Origin of the sequence: Rhizobium sp. Root1204 (assembly GCF_001424965.1) — a bacterium.
Classification (GTDB): Bacteria; Pseudomonadota; Alphaproteobacteria; order Rhizobiales; family Rhizobiaceae; genus Pararhizobium.
Genome location: NZ_LMCZ01000004.1, coordinates 120766 through 138127, shown reverse-complemented (window position 1 = coordinate 138127; position 17362 = coordinate 120766). Strand labels below are relative to the sequence as shown.

Sequence of the window (17362 nt, the reverse complement as noted above, 5' to 3'; positions counted from 1 at the left end):
GTTGCGGACAGGCGATTGGCAGACAAGAAAAAACCACCGGTGCGTGCAGCGCCGGCGGTTTTTTTATCAGGGCGTGATCATGGAGATCAGCGGTTGTTGCTGTTACCCAGCACCGATTTCGCCATGCTCTTGCCGATGCCATTACCGGAGAGCAGCTGACCGAGGAAGGTCATCTCCTTGCCGCCGGTCGGCGTGGTGCGGGAAATCATGTCGAAGACCTTGCCGTCCTGCAGCGTGTAATGCGCCAGCTGCGAAACGACGCCGTCCTTGTCGAAATAGACGGCGAGCACGCTCTGCTCCACCACCTTTGCCTTCATGAAGGCGACAGGGCGCTGACGCTTCTGGGAAATGTAGTAGAACACTTCATTGTCGAAGGTGGCCGTCGTCGATGGCGTTCCCAACGACAAAAGCACCTGCTCGCGGCTGGAGCCGACCGGCGCCAGCGCCAGTGTCTCCTGATCAACGACATAGCCCTGGTTGATGGTTTCGCTGGTGTTCAGCATATCGGCCGTCTTGCAGCCGGAAAGGGTGGTTACGCAAATTGCCAATGTAAAAGCGACGTTATTCAGAAATTTCATGTCTGATCTGAGATACCGTTTCGTCAACGACATCTCCCCCAAGGTAACGCTGGCAGATGCGCCATTGCATTTCGTGCCTGCTTCGGTAAACCAGCTTCCGCAATCATGCAACAGCAGGATGCGCAGGCCAGCGCATTTTGAAGCAGGCAAACTTGGGCTTTATGATGATATTTGGACTGTTCGGGAAAAAAAATGGCAATGCGGCCATTGTTAAGCGCCAATATGCGCTTCTGACCGCCGCCGCCCGGCGTCCATATCTGTATACCGACCTCGACGTGCCGGACACGGTTATGGGCCGTTTCGAGATGCTGTCGGCATCGCTGATCCTCTATTTCCGCCGCACCCGCAGTTCTAAGCGTGCCGGCCAGGAGATCGCCCAGGAAATCATCGATGCGTTCTTCGAGGACGTCGATCATTCGATCCGTGAACTCGGCGTTGGCGATGTCGGCGTGCCCAAGCGGATGAAGAAGTTCGCCTCGATGTTCTATGGCCGGCTAGAAAGTTACGCGGCAGCGCTTGAGCGCCGGGACCGTGACGAACTCGCTGCGGCATTGAAGCGCAATTTCCATCCGCAGACGGACGATCAAGCGCTGTCGATGCTCGGATTGGCCGACTATCTGTTGGCTGCAGAGGCCCAGCTTGCGCTGGAGGCCGAGGATGTCGTAGAAACCGGCCGGATCGACCTGCCGCAAGCGGCCACCTGATATCCGTCCAAGACGATGCGGGGGTAGCGCCGTATAATGGCCGGCAGCACTATCTTGGGCGGTACCGCCGCCCGAAAGGACCAGACGATGAACCACGACGAAAAACCCGCATTTTCCTATCCGGTCAAGGTCGGCAATATTTCCGCCAATGCAGTGACGGTTCGTCTCGCAGCGAGCGAAGCCGAGTGCGAGGCACTGCGCGAACTGTGGGATGTTCTGGAAGTACAGTCGCTCACAGCTGAGCTGCAGATCGCGCGCTGGAAAAAGGATGGCGTCAAGGTCAAGGGCCGTGTGGAGGCGAGGATCGTTCAGGCCTGCGTCGTGACGCTGGAGCCGGTAGAAGCATTGATCGATGAACCCATAGAAGCGATTTTCGTGCCTGAAGGGTCGCGGCTGGCGCGGATCGCCGCCAATGACAGCGGCGAGATGATTCTCGATCCGGAAGGCCCCGATCTTCCCGACATGTTTACCGGTGACACCATCGATGTCGGTCTGGCCGTTACGGAACACGCTGCACTTGCTATCGACCCCTATCCGCGCAAGCAGGGCGCGAGCTTCGGCGAGCGGATCGAAAGCAGCGAAAAAGATGATGTCCGTCCAAATCCCTTTGCGGCCCTCAAGGATTGGAAAAAGGACTGAGTGAACGGCGAGGTGTGGCACAAATCGGTTGTCACATCAGTGAAAAACGGTATTTTGGCCGAAATCCAGCCCGTTGGGCCGTTTTGCTCCGTGAGTGGGGCCGTTACGTCTCAAACGTTATGAAAACACGTGTGTCTCCATCGCCCACTGATTGCGCCGGAACGAAACATGCAGTGTGGCAGGAAAAAAGGATAGGGCACGCGTGGTCAGAATTTCTCTTGATGTGATGGGCGGCGACTTCGGTCCGCAGGTCGTCATTCCGGGCGCTGCCAAGGCGCTTGAACGGCATCCCGATATCCGTTTCGCGCTGTATGGTCTTGAAGAGCAATGTGCTCCTCTCTTGGAAAAGTATCCCAAGCTCAAGGCGAACTGCACGTTTCATGCCTCCGAACTGGCAATCGCCATGGATGAGAAGCCAAGCCAGGCGCTCAGGCGCGGGCGTGGCAAGGCAAGCATGTGGCAGGCGATCGACGCCGTCAACAAGGGCGAGGCCGATGTGGTTGTCTCCGCCGGCAATACCGGCGCGCTGATGGCGATGTCGGTATTCTGCTTGCGGATGATGCAAGGCATCCAGCGCCCGGCCATCGCAGCCATCTGGCCGACCCTGAAGGGCGAGAGCATCGTGCTGGACGTCGGTGCGACGATCGGCGCCGATGCGCAGCAGCTGATGGATTTTGCCCTGATGGGCGGCGCCATGGCGCGCGCGCTGTTTGAGGTCGAACGTCCGACGCTTGGCCTGCTCAATGTCGGCGTCGAAGAGATCAAGGGGCAGGAGCAGGTCAAGGAAGCCGGCCGATTGCTGCGCGAAGCCGGTATCGACAGCATCGATTATTTCGGCTTCGTCGAGGGTGACGATATCGGCCGTGGTACGGTCGATGTGGTGGTGACCGAAGGTTTTTCCGGCAATATCGCGCTGAAGGCTGCCGAAGGCACGGCCCGTCAGATCGCCGAATATCTGCGCGCCGCGATGTCACGCACGCTTCTGGCCAAGATCGGCTACATCCTCGCCAAGGGTGCGTTTGACCGGCTGCGCGAGAAGATGGATCCGCGAAAGGTGAACGGCGGCGTCTTCCTCGGCCTTAATGGTGTCGTGATCAAGAGTCATGGAGGAACCGACGCTGAAGGTTTCGCCGCAGCCATCGATGTCGGCTACGACATGGTCCGCAACGGGCTAAAGGCCAAGATCGAAAACGATTTGCAAAAATACCATGCCTCGCGCCCTTCCGAAGGTGCAGCGACCGGCACGGCAGACGAGGTTTGAAAAGTATGATCCGTTCTGTGGTTCGCGGTTTCGGGGCATCGCTCCCGCAGCGGGTGATGACCAATCGCGAAATCGAAGACAAGGTCGACACGTCCGACGAATGGATCGTGCAGCGCACCGGCATTCGCCAACGTTACATCGCAGGCGAGGGGGAAACCACCGCATCGCTGGGCGAGGGGGCTGCACGCGCGGCTCTCGCCAATGCCGGCCTGACGCCGGCCGATATCGATCTCATCATTGTTGCGACGTCGACGCCCGACAACACCTTTCCGGCGACCGCCGTCAATATCCAGAACCGGCTTGGCATGCACCATGGCGCAGCCTTCGACCTGCAGGCCGTCTGTTCCGGCTTCATTTTTGCCGTGACCACGGCGGACGCCTATATCCGTGGCGGGCTCGCCAAGCGGGTGCTGGTCATCGGTGCCGAGACATTCTCGCGCATTCTCGACTGGAACGACCGTACCACCTGCGTGCTGTTTGGCGACGGTGCTGGCGCGCTTGTTCTGGAAGCGCAGGAAGGCGCGGGCACGACGGCTGATCGTGGCGTCCTGACGGCGCAGCTGCGCTCGGATGGTGCCCACAAGGAAAAACTCTATGTCGACGGTGGTCCCTCGACCACCGGCACGGTCGGCCATCTGCGCATGGAGGGCCGCGAGGTCTTCAAGCATGCCGTGGGCATGATTACCGACGTGATCGAGGCTGCTTTCGAGGCGACCGGTACGACGGCCGACGATCTCGACTGGCTGGTGCCGCACCAGGCCAACCGCCGGATCATTGATGGTTCGGCCAAGAAACTTGGCATTCCGCTTGAGAAAGTGGTGGTCACGGTCGATCTCCATGGCAACACCTCGGCAGCCTCCATTCCACTGGCGCTGAGTGTCGCGGCATCGGATGGACGCATCAAAAAGGGTGATCTCGTCCTGCTCGAGGCGATGGGCGGCGGTTTCACCTGGGGGTCCGTGCTGCTGCGCTGGTAAAAAAATGTGATATGGTGCAGACGCTTGACCGGAATGGACAAGGGCAATACTCTTTCCGGGCTAATCGATAATCTAAGAAAATCGGTGGGGGAAGATGAGCGGAAAAACGGTGACACGAGCAGACCTGGCCGAATCGGTTTTTCGCAAGGTCGGTCTCTCCCGAACGGAATCGGCTGAACTGGTCGAGACGGTGATCGACGAAATCTGTAACGCCATCGTGCGGGGCGAAAGCGTCAAGCTTTCCTCCTTCGCGACGTTTCAGGTGCGTGACAAGAACGAACGCATCGGCCGCAATCCGAAAACCGGCGAAGAAGTGCCGATTTCTCCGCGCCGTGTCATGACCTTCAAGGCTTCCAACGTGCTGAAACAGCGCGTCCTCAAGGCGCATCTCCAGCGCAAGGCCAAGTTGAAACCGCAATCGCCGGCCTCCTAAATCTTACCGTCCACCATTAAAGTGGTTGAAAACACGTCCATAAGCCGTTGAATTGCGCATGATTCGTGTAATCATCAGCAATTGCTGCGATATAGGCTCGCAGCCAGAGTCGCGTGGTGCATACCGCGTATCTTCGACGCGGAGTGGGGGAAGACATGGACAAGAGCCCGGATGCGTTTCGCACCATCAGTGAAGTGGCCGACGATCTCGATTTGCCGCAGCATGTGCTGAGGTTTTGGGAAACACGGTTCCTGCAGATCAAGCCGATGAAGCGCGGCGGTGGCCGGCGCTACTACCGGCCTGAAGATGTCGATCTGCTCAAAGGCATTCGTCATCTGCTCTACGATCACGGCTATACGATCAAGGGTGTGCAGAAGCTCTTGAAGATGAACGGCAACAAGTTCGTCGCGGCGATTGCCAGCGGCGATCTGGCGACCGTCGAGGCGCTCGCAGCCGCCAATATCGAGGAGCCTGCGCAGCCCAAGCTCGGCAATCCAGATGAAGACCAGATCGTCGGCCGTGCCAAGGCGCCCGCCAGCCGCCGGTTCTTCTCGTTCGTCGGCGGTAATGACGAGGCTCCTGAAATCTCGGTGGGCAAGACATCCGTCGGCAAGGAAGACAGGGCGCTGCTGCAGGAAGCGCTCTACGACCTTTTGGAATGCAAGCGCCTGCTCGATCAGGTGCGTTGAGACTGCGGTCGGTCTTGTGTTTGCCGGCCTTTACTCTCGTGGCGCCATGCCGTTCATGGTAGGACCGCGACAGACATTCTGAGCAAGGCGAGACAATGGAAAAGCCCTGGACGAAAAGCGTGACGCTCGCCTTGGAGGGACCAGGCAAATACGTGACGATATCCAATACCACCGAAGCATCGTGGGCGATGATCGAGGACTGGCCGCTGGAAGATGCGCCGGCGCTCGACCGGGCGCTTGGTATCTGCGCCGAGGTGATCGAGGGCAAGCGCCCGGCCGAAGACGCCCGAAAAGCGTTTCTGGCCGCTGCTGCCGAAGCAGAGATTGCGGTTCAGGAGTGACCGGAGCGTAAACCTTGGCGATTGCCGGGTCTTTTGTCTGTCGTACTGGTTCGGTAAAAAGCCTCTTGGCGTCCGTTGCCTGCATCTCCATATGTCCGGGATATGATTGAGAAAAGAGCGAGATGAGCGAGACCCTTCAGGCAAAATTTCACGGCGAGATGCTGGCGCTCTACGATCATTGTGCGCGGATTGGCTTCCGGCCAGTGCTGTTTCGCCGTCTTGTCATCCTGAAAGGTGGCGTCGAGGCTGCCAGGGAGCTGGTGTTCAAGCCCGGAACGACCGGCTTGGAACGGCTGATCGAGGCCAGGAAAGCCGAATTCTCGATAGAGGCCGCGATGACACGGCCGGAATACCGCACTCTTTTTTCACCGCTCGAAATCAAGGAAGCGGCCAAGCGGCTCGAGGGCGGCGCGACGCGCGAACGTTCCAGGGGCCGCCTTACGGCCACTATCACCAACACGAAACAGGCATGATGACCATGGCGAAGAAACAGAAGCTCGAACATTCCGATTTTTCCGGCGAGTTTACCGAAGACGACATCACCGTGCTTGTCGATATCTTCCGCAAGGAGGGCAGCGCGGACGGCTGGACGATGGAAGTGATCGATCAGGACGAAGGCCTGACCGTCTGGGAAGAGCCTTTTGCCACGGACAAGGAAGCCTTCGAGGAGTTTTTGGCGACCGTCGAGCGCGATGGCATCGAGTCTTTTCTCGAAGAGCCGGAGACCGATATTTCGGTGCATTAACACCTGGCTGATGCTGTGTGCGGCGCTGGCTCGATGATGAGCGGCCAGACCGCAACACTTGGAGCGCGACCGCTTTAATTTGGTCGACTGGTCAGCGCCAAATGTATATGATGTAAATCTAATATTCATTTGGCGCTGGAGGGCGAAATGGCTGTTGTAAGCGGTGGAACCGCATTTGCGATAAAGTTCAATACGCTTCAGGTCGATAAACTCTTTGACTACGATTTTTCGACGGTATCGCCGGTGTCGGCGAAGTATTTTGATAATGCGACTAACTACACGCTGTTTAAGGGCAGCGGGTTCACGTTCGATACCACGAATGCGCCAACAGGCGGCACCGTGACATCGGTACAGTATGTCATCAACAATAGCACCGCACTGCTGATTACCGGCTTGAGCATCGCCGCGACGACGGTTCGCGACTTTGCATCGCAAAACAACACGCAAGGGCTTTTGAGCCTGGCATTGAGCGGCGCGGACACATTGAACGGCACGCGATTGGCCGACGTTCTTTCCGGCTATGCCGGTAACGATATCCTCAAGGGCGGCGGCGGCAAGGACGTGCTTGATGGCGGGACAGGCGCCGATACGGCGCTCTATACCGACAAGACTGCCGCCGTTACCGTCACCCTCAAAGGCGCCACCAACGTAAAGGTCACCGTTGGCGGCGTAGCGGAAGACAAGATCCGTAATATCGAGAATGTTACCGGCGGATCGGGCGCCGACAAATTGACCGGTGATCGCCTTGCCAATGTTTTGAATGGAGGCGCCGGTAATGATACTCTGTGGGGAGGGGGCGGTGCTGATACGCTGATCGGCGGCCGGGGTAACGATTCCCTGAATGGCAATTCCGGCTCGGATACGGTCGATTACAGCCGGGACGCCGCAAGCGGCGGGACGCGGGGCGTCATCGTCAACCTGCTCGGCACCGGGGCGCAAGGCGGGTTGTCGGCCGATACGGCAAAGGACGGGTTCGGAAACACCGACACGGTGAAAAACATACCCAACGTTATCGGAACCAAGTTCAATGACGCGATTTATGGCGGCAATCATGCCAACACGCTGTCCGGTGGTGCGGGCAACGATCTGATCAATGGTGGTCTTGGAAAGGATGTCCTGATTGGCGGCGCGGGCAACGATACATTTTTCTTCAATAGCGCGCTTGGCTCGACCAACATCGACACGATCCGCGATTTCGTCGTTGTAAACGACACCGTGCAGCTGGAGAATGCCATATTCACCGCCCTTAGCGTGACGGGCACGCTTGCCGCCACTGCCTTTCATATCGGAACCGCGGCCGCCGATGCGTCAGATCGTATCATCTACAACGCGGCGACTGGTGCACTCAGCTATGACAAGGATGGAACAGGCGTGGCGGCAGCCGTTCAGTTTGCCACCGTCGGCCATGACCTGGTGATGACCAACGCCGATTTCTTCATCGTATAGCGGGTACGCCGGCCGGCGGCGTCACAGTGTGCGCGGATTGCCCGGAAGAGCGCCGGACGGGATATCGGGTGTCCGGGATCGGTGTGGGCGCTTTGGTTCCCGAAGGGATGCCCCGCCACCTATCATTCCGTTCTTCCGGTAGCTGAAGAAATGGAAAGGCGGTGTCGACAGGGGCTTCAAGGAGAAAATGGTCGGAGCGGCGGGATTCGAACCCACGACCCCTTGACCCCCAGTCAAGTGCGCTACCGGGCTGCGCTACGCTCCGAACCGAAGAGAGCCGTATATAATCGGGACTTGGCGCGCAAGTGTTGATTTCGGAAAACGGCGTAAATCTCCGGAAAAAGCGGCACGTTTTTTGTTGTCGGGAAAATTGCGGCGAACATGCGGGACGGCGGCTGATTTTCTTGATGCTTAAAGTTTTCGGCAATCCCTTGCCGCGATAATACGCGGGCGAAAAGGGGATTCGGGTAATGGCGAAGACGGCGGTCAGAAAAGGCCAGAAGCGGCGCACAGGCCGCAAACAGGCCAAAACGAGCATGTGGCCATGGTACCTGGCCGGCGTATTGTCGGTGAGCGCGGTCCTTGCTTACGATCACCGGGCACAACTTTTGCCGATGACGGCGCCGTTTTACACGGCATCGATCGCCAAGCCGCGGCCCGTCGAAAAACAGCCCGCTGTGGAAAGGCAGGTAGAGAAATCACTACCTTCCGCAAAACCTGCGCTTGCGATGCCGGCCGTGCGGCCTGTGGAGCAGGCAGCCGTGGATGTTGCTGCGCTGAAAACTGTTGGTGAGCAGACGGCTTCTGGCCGCAAGCCTGGGACTTTCTATTTCTGCACCGAAACGCTGGAAAACTGCGTCGTCGATGGCGGCACCTTCTGGTATGGTCGGCAAAAAATTCAGATCGCCGGCATCCAGGCGCCAAAAATCAAACAGGCCAAGTGCGACGACGAGCGCAAGCTGGGCTCCCTGGCGAAAAAGCGGCTCTGGGAGCTTCTCAATGCCGGTGACATTCAGTTGGCCAACGTCTCCGGTCAGGATGCCCGGGTCATGGTCGGGCAGGGGCGTTCAATCGGCGATATGCTGGTCTCAGAGGGACTTGCACGGCGCACGTTCGGCGGCAAACAGGGCTGGTGTGCTCAAGGGTGAAATCATACCGTCCCCTGCGTGGTTGATGGGCATTTCAGCGTTTTCAATTTTTATACAGGTGCCTCATCTGCGCCTGCCGGTCTGCCCAGCCCATTGTCCCGTTGGTTTGACCTATCGTGCTGTGGCCAACCGCCGGTACACCGCTTCGGTTCTGTCGATCATCTGTCTCATCGAAAAATTCGCCATCCGGCCAATCGCTGCCTCGGTCAGTTGGCGATATCGGCCCGGATCAGCACTTTCCACCATGGCATTGGCGAGCTTGGCGGTGTCGCCGTCATTGGGCACGATCAGGCCGCTCTTGTCCTTTTCGATCGCGGTCGATGCGCCGCCGACATCGGTGGAGATGATCGGTTTTCCCGATGCGGCAGCCTCCAGCATGACATAGGACATCGCTTCATAGCGGCTCGGCATAACCAGCACGTCGAAGGCGGGGACAGCCTGCGGGCCGGTGAAGGCCGAGGTTAGGCGAATACGCTTCTGCACGCCACTTTCGGCGATGGCTGTGCGGACTTCCGGTTCAAGGTCACCGGAGCCGACCATGATCAATTCGGCGCCTGGCAACCGTGAGGCGGCATTGCGAAAGGCCTCGATTAGACGCTCGGGTGCTTTTTGATAGGACAGGCGGCCGACGAAACCGAAGACGAACGTATCTGCCGAAATGCCGAAGCTCGCCCGCACCGTGTTTGCCATGTCGAGCGGTGGCGTTGTCACGCCGTTGATGATGACCGACAGTTTTCGCGCGGGCATGCCAAGCGACAGGGCATGGGCATGCTCGTCGTCGGACACGCAGATCAGGTGGTCGGTAAACAGTTTGGCCAGGATGGTCTCTATGCCGCCGAAGATCAGCCTCCCGATCCTGCCGAGCGTCGGGTCCATGGTGCGGAAGGCATGCGGGGTGTAGACGCGCGGGGCGTGGACGCCGGGAAGGCGCAGGCGGGTCAGCGCGCCGGCCTTCGAGCTATGACCATGGACGATGTCAAAGGGCGTGCCGCCATCGATGATACGGCGCAGAGCGCGATGCGCGGCAATGTCGGACAGACCCGGAGACCGCTTCATGGCGACAGCATGCACGGCGGGCAGGGCGAGCGATTTCAATTCGCGGACGAAAGCGTCTTCTGCCCTGAGCGGCGAATAAACCGCTTCTACATGGTGGCCGCGCTCATGCAGTCCGCGGCAGAGATCGAGGAAATGGCGGCCTGATCCGCCGCCGCTCGGCTCAAGCACCTGGACGATGCGCAGGCCGTTTGCAGCACCGGGGATAAAGGGGTCGATGTTCATTCTGACAATCCGCCGCCGGTCCCGATATGGAGCCGATCCATTCCCCTCTGTGTACAGGGTTGACGTTAACGCAGCGTTGGCGACGGACCAGGACGGTGCGTTTGCCCTTTGTTCAGGCTGCGCCGGTAGCGGTATTCGAGCGCGCCGCAACCCCAGACAACACCGAGCAGCAGGAAGAAATGCCGCCAATGATCGGTATCGATGACATTGCCGATGGCGGCATGGCCGATCAGCACGATCCAGGCGATCATCAGGTAGGGCTGCCAGGGACGGTCGAGCAATAGGAACCGGAAGCCCATCGATATGGTCCAGGCTATCAGCGTGACATAGGAGACGAAGCCGAGCCAGCCATAGGAGGTTAGCGACTTCAGCCAGATATTGTGCTCGTCCTCGGGAAACATCGTGCTGAACACCATCGGGCCGATGCCGAGCGGTTTTTCCATCGACATCAGAAAGCCGAACTTGTGGCGGGCGAAGCGTCCGAGATGGCCGCCGTCATATTCCTGGACGAGCTGGGTGCGGCTGGAAAATAGGTCGGCAACCTGTGGAATCTGCAGCGCAACAACCAGAGCCACGACCATCAGCAACGCACCGCTAAGGGCAAGCACAAGGATCTTCAGCCGGAAGGCGCCTGTCCGTTCCTTCAGGAGCATGACGAGGACGAGGGCGCAGGCGCAAAACAGATAGAGCGCCCAGGCTGCACGCGAGAAGGAAAGGAAAAGCCCGAGCGCCATGATCAGGATGGCGGCGGCCCTGAGGGGGGCAGTGGTTATACGCTCCGTCAGCAGGCGGTACATCAGGTAGATCGAAGGCGCCACGAGGAAGGGGCCGAAGACATTGGGGTCCTGAAAGGCACCCTTGGCCCGGTCGTAGAGCGTAAAATTCGCAGCGCCCGGAATGGCGCCGAAATAGCCTAGAATACCGAGCAGCGAGGTGATGACGCCAGCTGCGACCCAGGCATCGAAGATCAGCTTCAGCCGCTCATGACGGGCTTCGATGATGGCGGCGTAAAACACGGAGGATAGGCAGAGGAAGCCGGACACCGCCATATACATCGGTGCCGTGGCGAGGTCGCTCATCACTGTCAGGGAGAGAATGCCTCCGGTCATAAACAGGATGAGCAAGGCCAGAAGCGGCGCAACCGAGCGCGAGATTTTCAGGCCGAAGATAAACCAGACCCCGATAAGGCCCGCCATGAAGACTTCGTAAGGCGCAGGCTCCGCGATGACGAAGCCCGACAGAAAGACGCCAAACGTTACCATGGCCGAGCCGAGCATGGCGACGGCAGCCATCTGCGGGCGAAATCCCGCGGCAGACGTGGCGGCTGGCGTGTTCAATAGGCATTTTCCGTGTTGAGAAGCCGGATCGGCGTTAGGAACAGGATCTTCAGGTCCAGCCAAAGCGACCAGTTTTCGATGTAGTAGAGGTCGAAAGCGGTGCGGAACTTGATCTTCTCATCGTTGTCGATCTCGCCGCGCCAACCATTGATCTGCGCCCAGCCGGTGACACCCGGCTTGACGCGGTGGCGGGCGAAATACCCTTCGACGACGTCGGAATAGGTGCGATCGGCGGTTTGGGCAAGAACCGCATGCGGGCGTGGGCCGACCAGCGATAGTTGACCGCGCAGCACGTTGAAGATCTGTGGCAGTTCATCGATCGAGGACTTGCGCAGGAAGCGCCCGACGCGTGTGACGCGCGGATCACCCTTGGTGACGGCATTGCGCGCCGTCGGGTCGCTCATGTTGGTATACATCGAGCGGAACTTGTAGACGTCGATCGTCTCGTTGTTGAAGCCGTGGCGCTTCTGCTTGAAGATGATCGGGCCCGGCGAGCTAAGCTTCACGGCAATTGCAGCACCGATAAACACGGGCCAGAGCAGGAGCAGCGCGACGATGCTGAAGAAAACGTCGAAGATGCGCTTGGCGACCGAATCCCAATCGGCGATCGGTTTGTCGAAAATGTCGAGCATCGGCACCTGGCCAACATGCGAATAGCTGCGCGGGCGGAAGCGCAGATTGTTGGCATGGGCTGCAAGCCGGATGTCCGCGGGCAGAATCCAGAGCTTTTTCAGGAGCTCAAGAATGCGCTTCTCTGCCGATAGCGGCAAGGCGATGATCAGGATGTCGATGCGGGTGAGACGGGCGAAATCGACCAGTTCAGCAACGGTGCCGAGCTTCGGGTAGCCTGCGATGATACCCGGCGAGCGGCGCTCGTCACGGTCGTCGAAGATGCCGCAGATGCGGATATCGTTGTCAGTCTGCTGTTCGAGCGAGCGGATCAAATCCTTGGCCGGCTGACCGCCACCGACGATGACGGCGCGGCGCTCCATAATGCCGTTACGAGCCCAGCGGCGGATGGAGAATGCGATGAAGGCGCGTTCCGCGGCCAGGAAGACGGCGCCCAGCACGTACCAGCCGCCGAAGGAGAGGCGCGAGAAAGTCTCGCCGGTCTTGAGCAGAAACAGCACCAGCGTCATGGAGGCGAAGGCCAGAGTCCAGCAGCCGATCAGCCGGGGGATGGCCCGGGCGGCGGACCGGAGCGTTGGGACCTGATATCCGTCGCAAAGCTGCAGGAACATCACAGTCAGCGCCGCGCCTCCGGCAATCAGCCCGCAATAGGCGAGGATTTCCTCGCTCGGCGGTGCGACATAGAGCATGTGGATGGCGTAGCCGATGGCAAACAGTGCGGTGAATTCGAACAGCCGCATCAGGCCGATGATCATGGCGGGAGAATAGGTATCGGTGCGGAACTGCGACGCAATCCTGCGCGCCAGCGGGTTGAGTTCGCGCTTCGGTTCCTCGCCGCGTTTCTCTCCGGGCGCAATGGTCCGGATCTCCGAAATCTTCTTGCGCAATGCGTCGGTGTCGAAAGATTCCGGTTTGTCGATCTGGTTCATGATATCCGCCCGGGCCGTTGTGTCCCTTCGGGATAGCAGAAAGCCCCTAAGAAACGTTTACGGGTTTTTGGCGGGTGTTCCGCGTCCGGTGACCTTTTCCGGTACAAGCTGGCGGTAGAGCCGCATCATGCTGGCAGACATCGTCGAGGTTGCAAAGGCGGCCTTAAAGATACCGGCCTCCGGCATCACCTTCGTGGCCCAGTTCTTCTCCGTCATCGCCGCCGTCATCACTTCGGCAAGCGATTGCGCATCGCTGGGCGTGGCAAGGGCAGCATTTTGGGTACCGAGAATTTCCGGAATGCCGCCTACGCGTGCGGCGATCACCGGTTTGCGGGCGGCCAGAGCCTCCAGAACGATATAGGGCATGGATTCGGCGCGCGATGGTACGACGACGTTGCGGGTAAAGGCGAAGGCGTCGCGTGCCTTCATGGCTGGCAGCATCTCGATGCGGCGGCCAAGACCGCGCTCCAGCATCATCTGTTCATACTCGTCTTTTTGCGGGCCATCGCCGATCATCATCGCGGACAAGGGCCTGCCGATAGCCCGCTCGGTTCTGGCAAAGGCATCGATGAAGAGATCAGGTCCCTTCAGGTCACGCAGCATGCCGATGTAAAGAAAATCCACCGCATCGGCGCGGGCATAGACAGTCTCGAAGTCACGGTCGTCGATACCGTTATAGATGCGTTCGCTGCGGGTTTTCGGCTTGCCGACCTTGGCCTCGTAGGTCTGGCGTTCGAAATCGCAGACAAAGACGATGGCGTCCGTCAGGTATTCCTGGAGACGCTCGAGCAGGAATACGATCTTTCCCGAGGGCTTCGCTCTGCTATAGTGCAAGCTGCCGCCGTGCGGCGAATAAAGGCGGGCAACGCAATACCTGTTCACCCGCAAGGCTGAGCCGATTATCCGGGCCAGAGCGCCACCTTTGGCGCCGTGACCATGCAGGATATCCGGCTGCAAACTTCTGATTTCCTTGTAACTTTTCCACATTGCTGCGAAATCTGCCGGGCCGATGGACCGGCGGATCGGCAAACGGACGAGACCGAGTGCCAGAAAAGGTCTTATCTCGTCGAAAAGTGCGTCCTCATAGCTTCCGCCCGTCGTGCTGTCGCAGACGATGCCGACCTCATGGCCCTGCCGCGCGTGTGCTTCCGCCAGATCGCGGACATGGCGGAAGATTCCACCGATCGGTGATCTGAAACAATGGATGATGCGCAGCGGCTGTGGGTCCGGCATGCCGTCAGAACAGCCGCTCGCGTACATAGATCGTGTCGCCGGCCATGATCGGGTCGGAGATCGACACGCGGCCGGTCAGGATGCGGCCATTGATCTTGCGGGTAACATCGACATTGGCCTGGTTGGCGCGTGGCGAATAACCGCCGGCAACAGCGATGGCGTTTTGAACCGTCATGCCCGGCACATAGGAATATTGCCCGGCCTGGCCGACTTCACCCATGATGAAGACGGAGCGGTAACGATCGACCTCGATCGTCACGTCCGGATCGCGCAAATAGCCTTCGCGCAGTTTGCTGGCGATGGTCTTTTCCATTTCGGGCAGGGTATGCCCGCGCGACGGAACGGCGCCGATCAGCGGGAAGGCGACATAGCCTGCCTGATCGACGGTGTAGCTGCCGGTGAGGCCCGCCTGTTCGAAGACGCTGATGCGCAGCCGGTCGCCGCTATCGACGCGATAGGGCTGGATGGTTGCTTCATGGAAAGCCTTCGGCGCGGGCTGGTAGCTGCTGCACCCTGAAATTGCAAGGCACAGCGAGAGTACGGCCAAGGCGGGGCCTGTTTTCATGCGGGCGGATGTCATCGGGCTCTCGCGTTCCGGAAACCATGTCATGGACTGATGTTATCAATCCGTTAGGGTTAATAGCCGGTAAAGGCCGCAAAGATTTTCAGGAGAGGAGATGTGTTTGCGCCTTCGTCGGGTGCGTTGCATAAGTTGTACTGCCGAAATCGCATTAACTGTTGCGTTACCATGTTTGTTTACGGTGGCGCAGAGTTGTGAAGGTTCGAGGTAAAACGCATGCCGGGCGTCAACGACGGTCATCAGGATGTAGATATCGATCTCGCCGGGCTTTTCCGCGCCATCTGGCGTCGGCGGGGCAGGGTGCTGTTGGCAACCGTTGCGTTCAGCGGTCTGGCCTTTATAGGCGCCAGCCTGATGAGCCCGGAATTCGAGGGTGAGGCGCGGCTTCTGATCGAATCGCGTCAGGCCGAGTTCAGTGGCGCCAATCAGGCGCCGCCGCAGACGGCCGATAGCCCGTTCGACGAATCCGGCATTTCCAGCCAGGTGCAGGTATTGCGCTCGGCCGATCTGATCAAACAGGTCGCCCGCGAGATGAAATTGTACGAGCTGCCGGAGTTCGACCCGACCGCGAAGCCGTCGGCGGTCTCCGATGTGCTGGTGATGTTCGGCATCAAGAAGAATCCGCTCGATATGGCGCCCGAAGAGCGCGTCCTGAAGGAATTCCAAAAGAAACTGCAGGTCTATCAGGTGGAGAAATCGCGGGTAATCGCGGTGCAGTTCACGTCGGAAGACCCGAAGCTGGCTGCCGCTATCCCGAATGCGATGGCCAAGGTCTTCCTGTCGCTGCAAAGCGGCGCCAAGCTCGATTCCAATTCGGAGGCTAGCCGCTGGCTGGAGCCGGAAATCGCCAATCTGCGTGAAAAGGTGCGCGATGCGGAGGCCAAGGTTGCCGATTATCGCGCCTCGTCCGATCTGCTTTTGACCGGCGAAACCGGCGGCACATTTGCAACCAAGCAACTGAACGACATTTCGACCGAGCTTGCCCGCGTGCGCGGCGAGCGAGCCAATGCCGAGGCGCGTGCGGAAAACGTCCGCACTGCGCTTGCCAGTGGCCGGGCCGTCGATACGCTGAACGATGTCGTCGCCTCGCCGATGATCCAGCGGCTGAAGGAAACCGAATCCAATATCCAGGGCCAGATTGCCGATCTGTCGACGACACTGCTTGATGGGCATCCACGCCTGAAGGGGCTGAAATCCCAGCTTCAAGGAATCAGGACGCAGATTCTCGGTGAAACCAAGAAAATCCTTGGCAGCCTCGAAAATGAGGCGACGGTTTCCCAGTTGCGGGAACGCCAGCTGGTTGCCCAGCTCAACACGTTGAAGGCAAGATCGGCCAAGGCCGGCGAGGACGAAGTCGGATTACGGGCGCTGGAACGGGAAGCCACGGCACAGCGGCAACTGCTGGAAACCTACCTGGCGCGCTATCGCGAGGCGACGTCGCGCAGCGGTGAAAATGCGGCCCCCGCCGACGCGCGCGTCATTTCGCAGGCGGTTGAGCCGACGGAAGTCAGCTTTCCCAAAGTCCTGCCGATCACGATCGTCGCTGCCTTTGCCAGCTTCCTCGTCAGCTGCGTCGTCATCATGCTCTCCGAACTGTTCAGTGGCAGGGCCTTGCGTCCGGTTGGCCGCAGGGGCGAGGAGATGTTCGACGAAGAGCCGTTCGAAGTCCAGCCGGCGGAAATCCAGCCGGTGCCGGAAACTGTCACCCGTCCGGTGCCTGCGCAGGCGGCGCCGGTTGTCGCGCGGGAACCGATACCCGCAGCGGCAGTTGCAGCCGAACCGGCAGAGCTTGAAATCACAGCGCCGGAAGAGGACGATTTTTCGATTGCCTCCGTTGCCGGCCATCTGAGCGCCGACGACGTGCGTGTCGCGATCTCCGTATCGCCGGCGGGCGACGAGGGCTCAGTGAATGCAGTGGCATTGGCGCGAATGGTGGCTGAAGAGGGGCGCAAGATCGTGCTGATCGACCTGACAGGCTCTGCTTGCCCGACAGGCCTGATGACCCAGACGGCGGATCTCGCCGGGATCACCAATCTGTTGGTTGGCGAAGTTCCTTTCACGGAAACGATCCATGCCGACCGGTTGTCGGATGCGCATATCATTCCTCAGGGCGATGCCGATCCGCTACAGGCTATGCGCGGCATAGAGCGCCTGCAGATGATCATCGATGCCCTGTCCAACGCGTATGACACGGTGCTGATCGAATGCGGGCCGGCCGATGTGAATGCGATCCGCAGGGTGACGCGCGCGCGCGATACGCAGATCATCATTTCGGCGCCAGATGTCGACAACGAGGAGATCATCGACCTCATTACCGGTTTCGGCGAAGCGGGTTTCGGCGAGATCGTGTTGATGACGGGAACGGGCTATCCGCAACCGGGAAGTTCAGGCCGCCGGGCGGCCTGATCGATAGC

Annotated in this window: 18 protein-coding genes and 1 tRNA gene; 12 read left to right on the top strand and 7 right to left on the bottom strand. The window is 59.5% G+C overall.

Annotation, left to right across the window (positions count from 1 at the left end; translation table 11 throughout):
• Positions 1-86: 86 nt before the first annotated feature.
• Positions 87-611 carry an outer membrane protein assembly factor BamE gene (locus ASC96_RS06245; RefSeq protein ID WP_060502234.1) on the bottom strand — a complete coding sequence of 175 codons (525 nt, stop codon included), beginning with the start codon at positions 609-611 and terminating at the stop codon, positions 87-89.
• A gap of 131 nt (positions 612-742) precedes the next feature.
• On the opposite strand from ASC96_RS06245, the gene ASC96_RS06240 reads away from it, so the two are divergent.
• From ASC96_RS06240 to ASC96_RS34235, 10 genes are all read left to right on the top strand, one after another.
• Positions 743-1282: a ubiquinol-cytochrome C chaperone family protein gene (locus ASC96_RS06240; protein WP_060502233.1), complete on the top strand. Its 540-nt coding sequence runs from the start codon at positions 743-745 to the stop codon at positions 1280-1282.
• An 87-nt stretch (positions 1283-1369) separates the two neighbouring features.
• The gene (locus ASC96_RS06235; RefSeq protein WP_060502232.1) at positions 1370-1921 is read left to right on the top strand and encodes a DUF177 domain-containing protein; all 552 of its coding nucleotides are present in this window, start codon (positions 1370-1372) and stop codon (positions 1919-1921) included.
• A 202-nt stretch (positions 1922-2123) separates the two neighbouring features.
• On the top strand, positions 2124-3182 hold the full coding sequence (plsX, locus tag ASC96_RS06230) for a phosphate acyltransferase PlsX (protein ID WP_082511968.1): 1059 nt from the start codon (positions 2124-2126) through the stop codon (positions 3180-3182).
• 5 nt (positions 3183-3187) lie between these two features.
• The gene (locus tag ASC96_RS06225; protein WP_060502176.1) at positions 3188-4159 is read left to right on the top strand and encodes a beta-ketoacyl-ACP synthase III; all 972 of its coding nucleotides are present in this window, start codon (positions 3188-3190) and stop codon (positions 4157-4159) included.
• Between the two features lie 94 nt (positions 4160-4253).
• On the top strand, positions 4254-4592 hold the full coding sequence (locus ASC96_RS06220; protein ID WP_037107559.1) for an integration host factor subunit alpha: 339 nt from the start codon (positions 4254-4256) through the stop codon (positions 4590-4592).
• A gap of 155 nt (positions 4593-4747) precedes the next feature.
• Positions 4748-5281 carry a MerR family transcriptional regulator gene (locus tag ASC96_RS06215; RefSeq protein ID WP_060502175.1) on the top strand — a complete coding sequence of 178 codons (534 nt, stop codon included), beginning with the start codon at positions 4748-4750 and terminating at the stop codon, positions 5279-5281.
• 95 nt (positions 5282-5376) lie between these two features.
• On the top strand, positions 5377-5622 hold the full coding sequence (locus ASC96_RS06210) for a DUF982 domain-containing protein (RefSeq protein ID WP_060502174.1): 246 nt from the start codon (positions 5377-5379) through the stop codon (positions 5620-5622).
• 122 nt (positions 5623-5744) lie between these two features.
• Positions 5745-6095, top strand: a complete 351-nt coding sequence (locus ASC96_RS06205) for a hypothetical protein (protein ID WP_060502173.1) — start codon at positions 5745-5747, stop codon at positions 6093-6095.
• 5 nt (positions 6096-6100) lie between these two features.
• A complete protein-coding gene (locus tag ASC96_RS06200; protein WP_060502231.1) occupies positions 6101-6367 on the top strand; it encodes a hypothetical protein in 267 nt (88 codons plus the stop codon).
• A 147-nt stretch (positions 6368-6514) separates the two neighbouring features.
• Complete coding sequence (locus ASC96_RS34235; RefSeq protein ID WP_060502172.1) at positions 6515-7813, top strand: calcium-binding protein; 1299 nt, start codon at positions 6515-6517, stop codon at positions 7811-7813.
• Positions 7814-8001: 188 nt separating this feature from the next.
• Here the strand turns inward: ASC96_RS34235 and ASC96_RS06190 are convergent.
• Positions 8002-8078: transfer RNA gene (locus ASC96_RS06190), tRNA-Pro, on the bottom strand.
• Positions 8079-8283: 205 nt separating this feature from the next.
• Here ASC96_RS06190 and ASC96_RS06185 point away from each other — a divergent pair.
• Positions 8284-8961, top strand: a complete 678-nt coding sequence (locus ASC96_RS06185) for a hypothetical protein (RefSeq protein WP_060502171.1) — start codon at positions 8284-8286, stop codon at positions 8959-8961.
• Between the two features lie 111 nt (positions 8962-9072).
• Here ASC96_RS06185 and ASC96_RS06180 read toward each other — a convergent pair whose 3' ends face one another.
• The 5 genes from ASC96_RS06180 to ASC96_RS06160 form a co-directional block, all read right to left on the bottom strand.
• A complete protein-coding gene (locus tag ASC96_RS06180) occupies positions 9073-10239 on the bottom strand; it encodes a glycosyltransferase family 4 protein (protein WP_060502170.1) in 1167 nt (388 codons plus the stop codon).
• 65 nt (positions 10240-10304) lie between these two features.
• Complete coding sequence (locus ASC96_RS06175) at positions 10305-11531, bottom strand: O-antigen ligase family protein (protein WP_060502230.1); 1227 nt, start codon at positions 11529-11531, stop codon at positions 10305-10307.
• Positions 11532-11572: 41 nt separating this feature from the next.
• The gene (locus tag ASC96_RS06170; protein WP_060502169.1) at positions 11573-13135 is read right to left on the bottom strand and encodes an undecaprenyl-phosphate glucose phosphotransferase; all 1563 of its coding nucleotides are present in this window, start codon (positions 13133-13135) and stop codon (positions 11573-11575) included.
• A 57-nt stretch (positions 13136-13192) separates the two neighbouring features.
• Entirely contained in the window at positions 13193-14368 is a 1176-nt protein-coding gene (locus tag ASC96_RS06165) for a glycosyltransferase family 4 protein (protein WP_060502229.1), read from the bottom strand.
• 4 nt (positions 14369-14372) lie between these two features.
• Positions 14373-14933, bottom strand: coding sequence for a polysaccharide biosynthesis/export family protein (locus tag ASC96_RS06160; protein WP_244481908.1), 561 nt, complete (start codon positions 14931-14933; stop codon positions 14373-14375).
• Between the two features lie 231 nt (positions 14934-15164).
• On the opposite strand from ASC96_RS06160, the gene ASC96_RS06155 reads away from it, so the two are divergent.
• The gene (locus ASC96_RS06155) at positions 15165-17354 is read left to right on the top strand and encodes an exopolysaccharide transport family protein (RefSeq protein ID WP_060502168.1); all 2190 of its coding nucleotides are present in this window, start codon (positions 15165-15167) and stop codon (positions 17352-17354) included.
• The last annotated feature ends 8 nt before the right edge of the window (positions 17355-17362 follow it).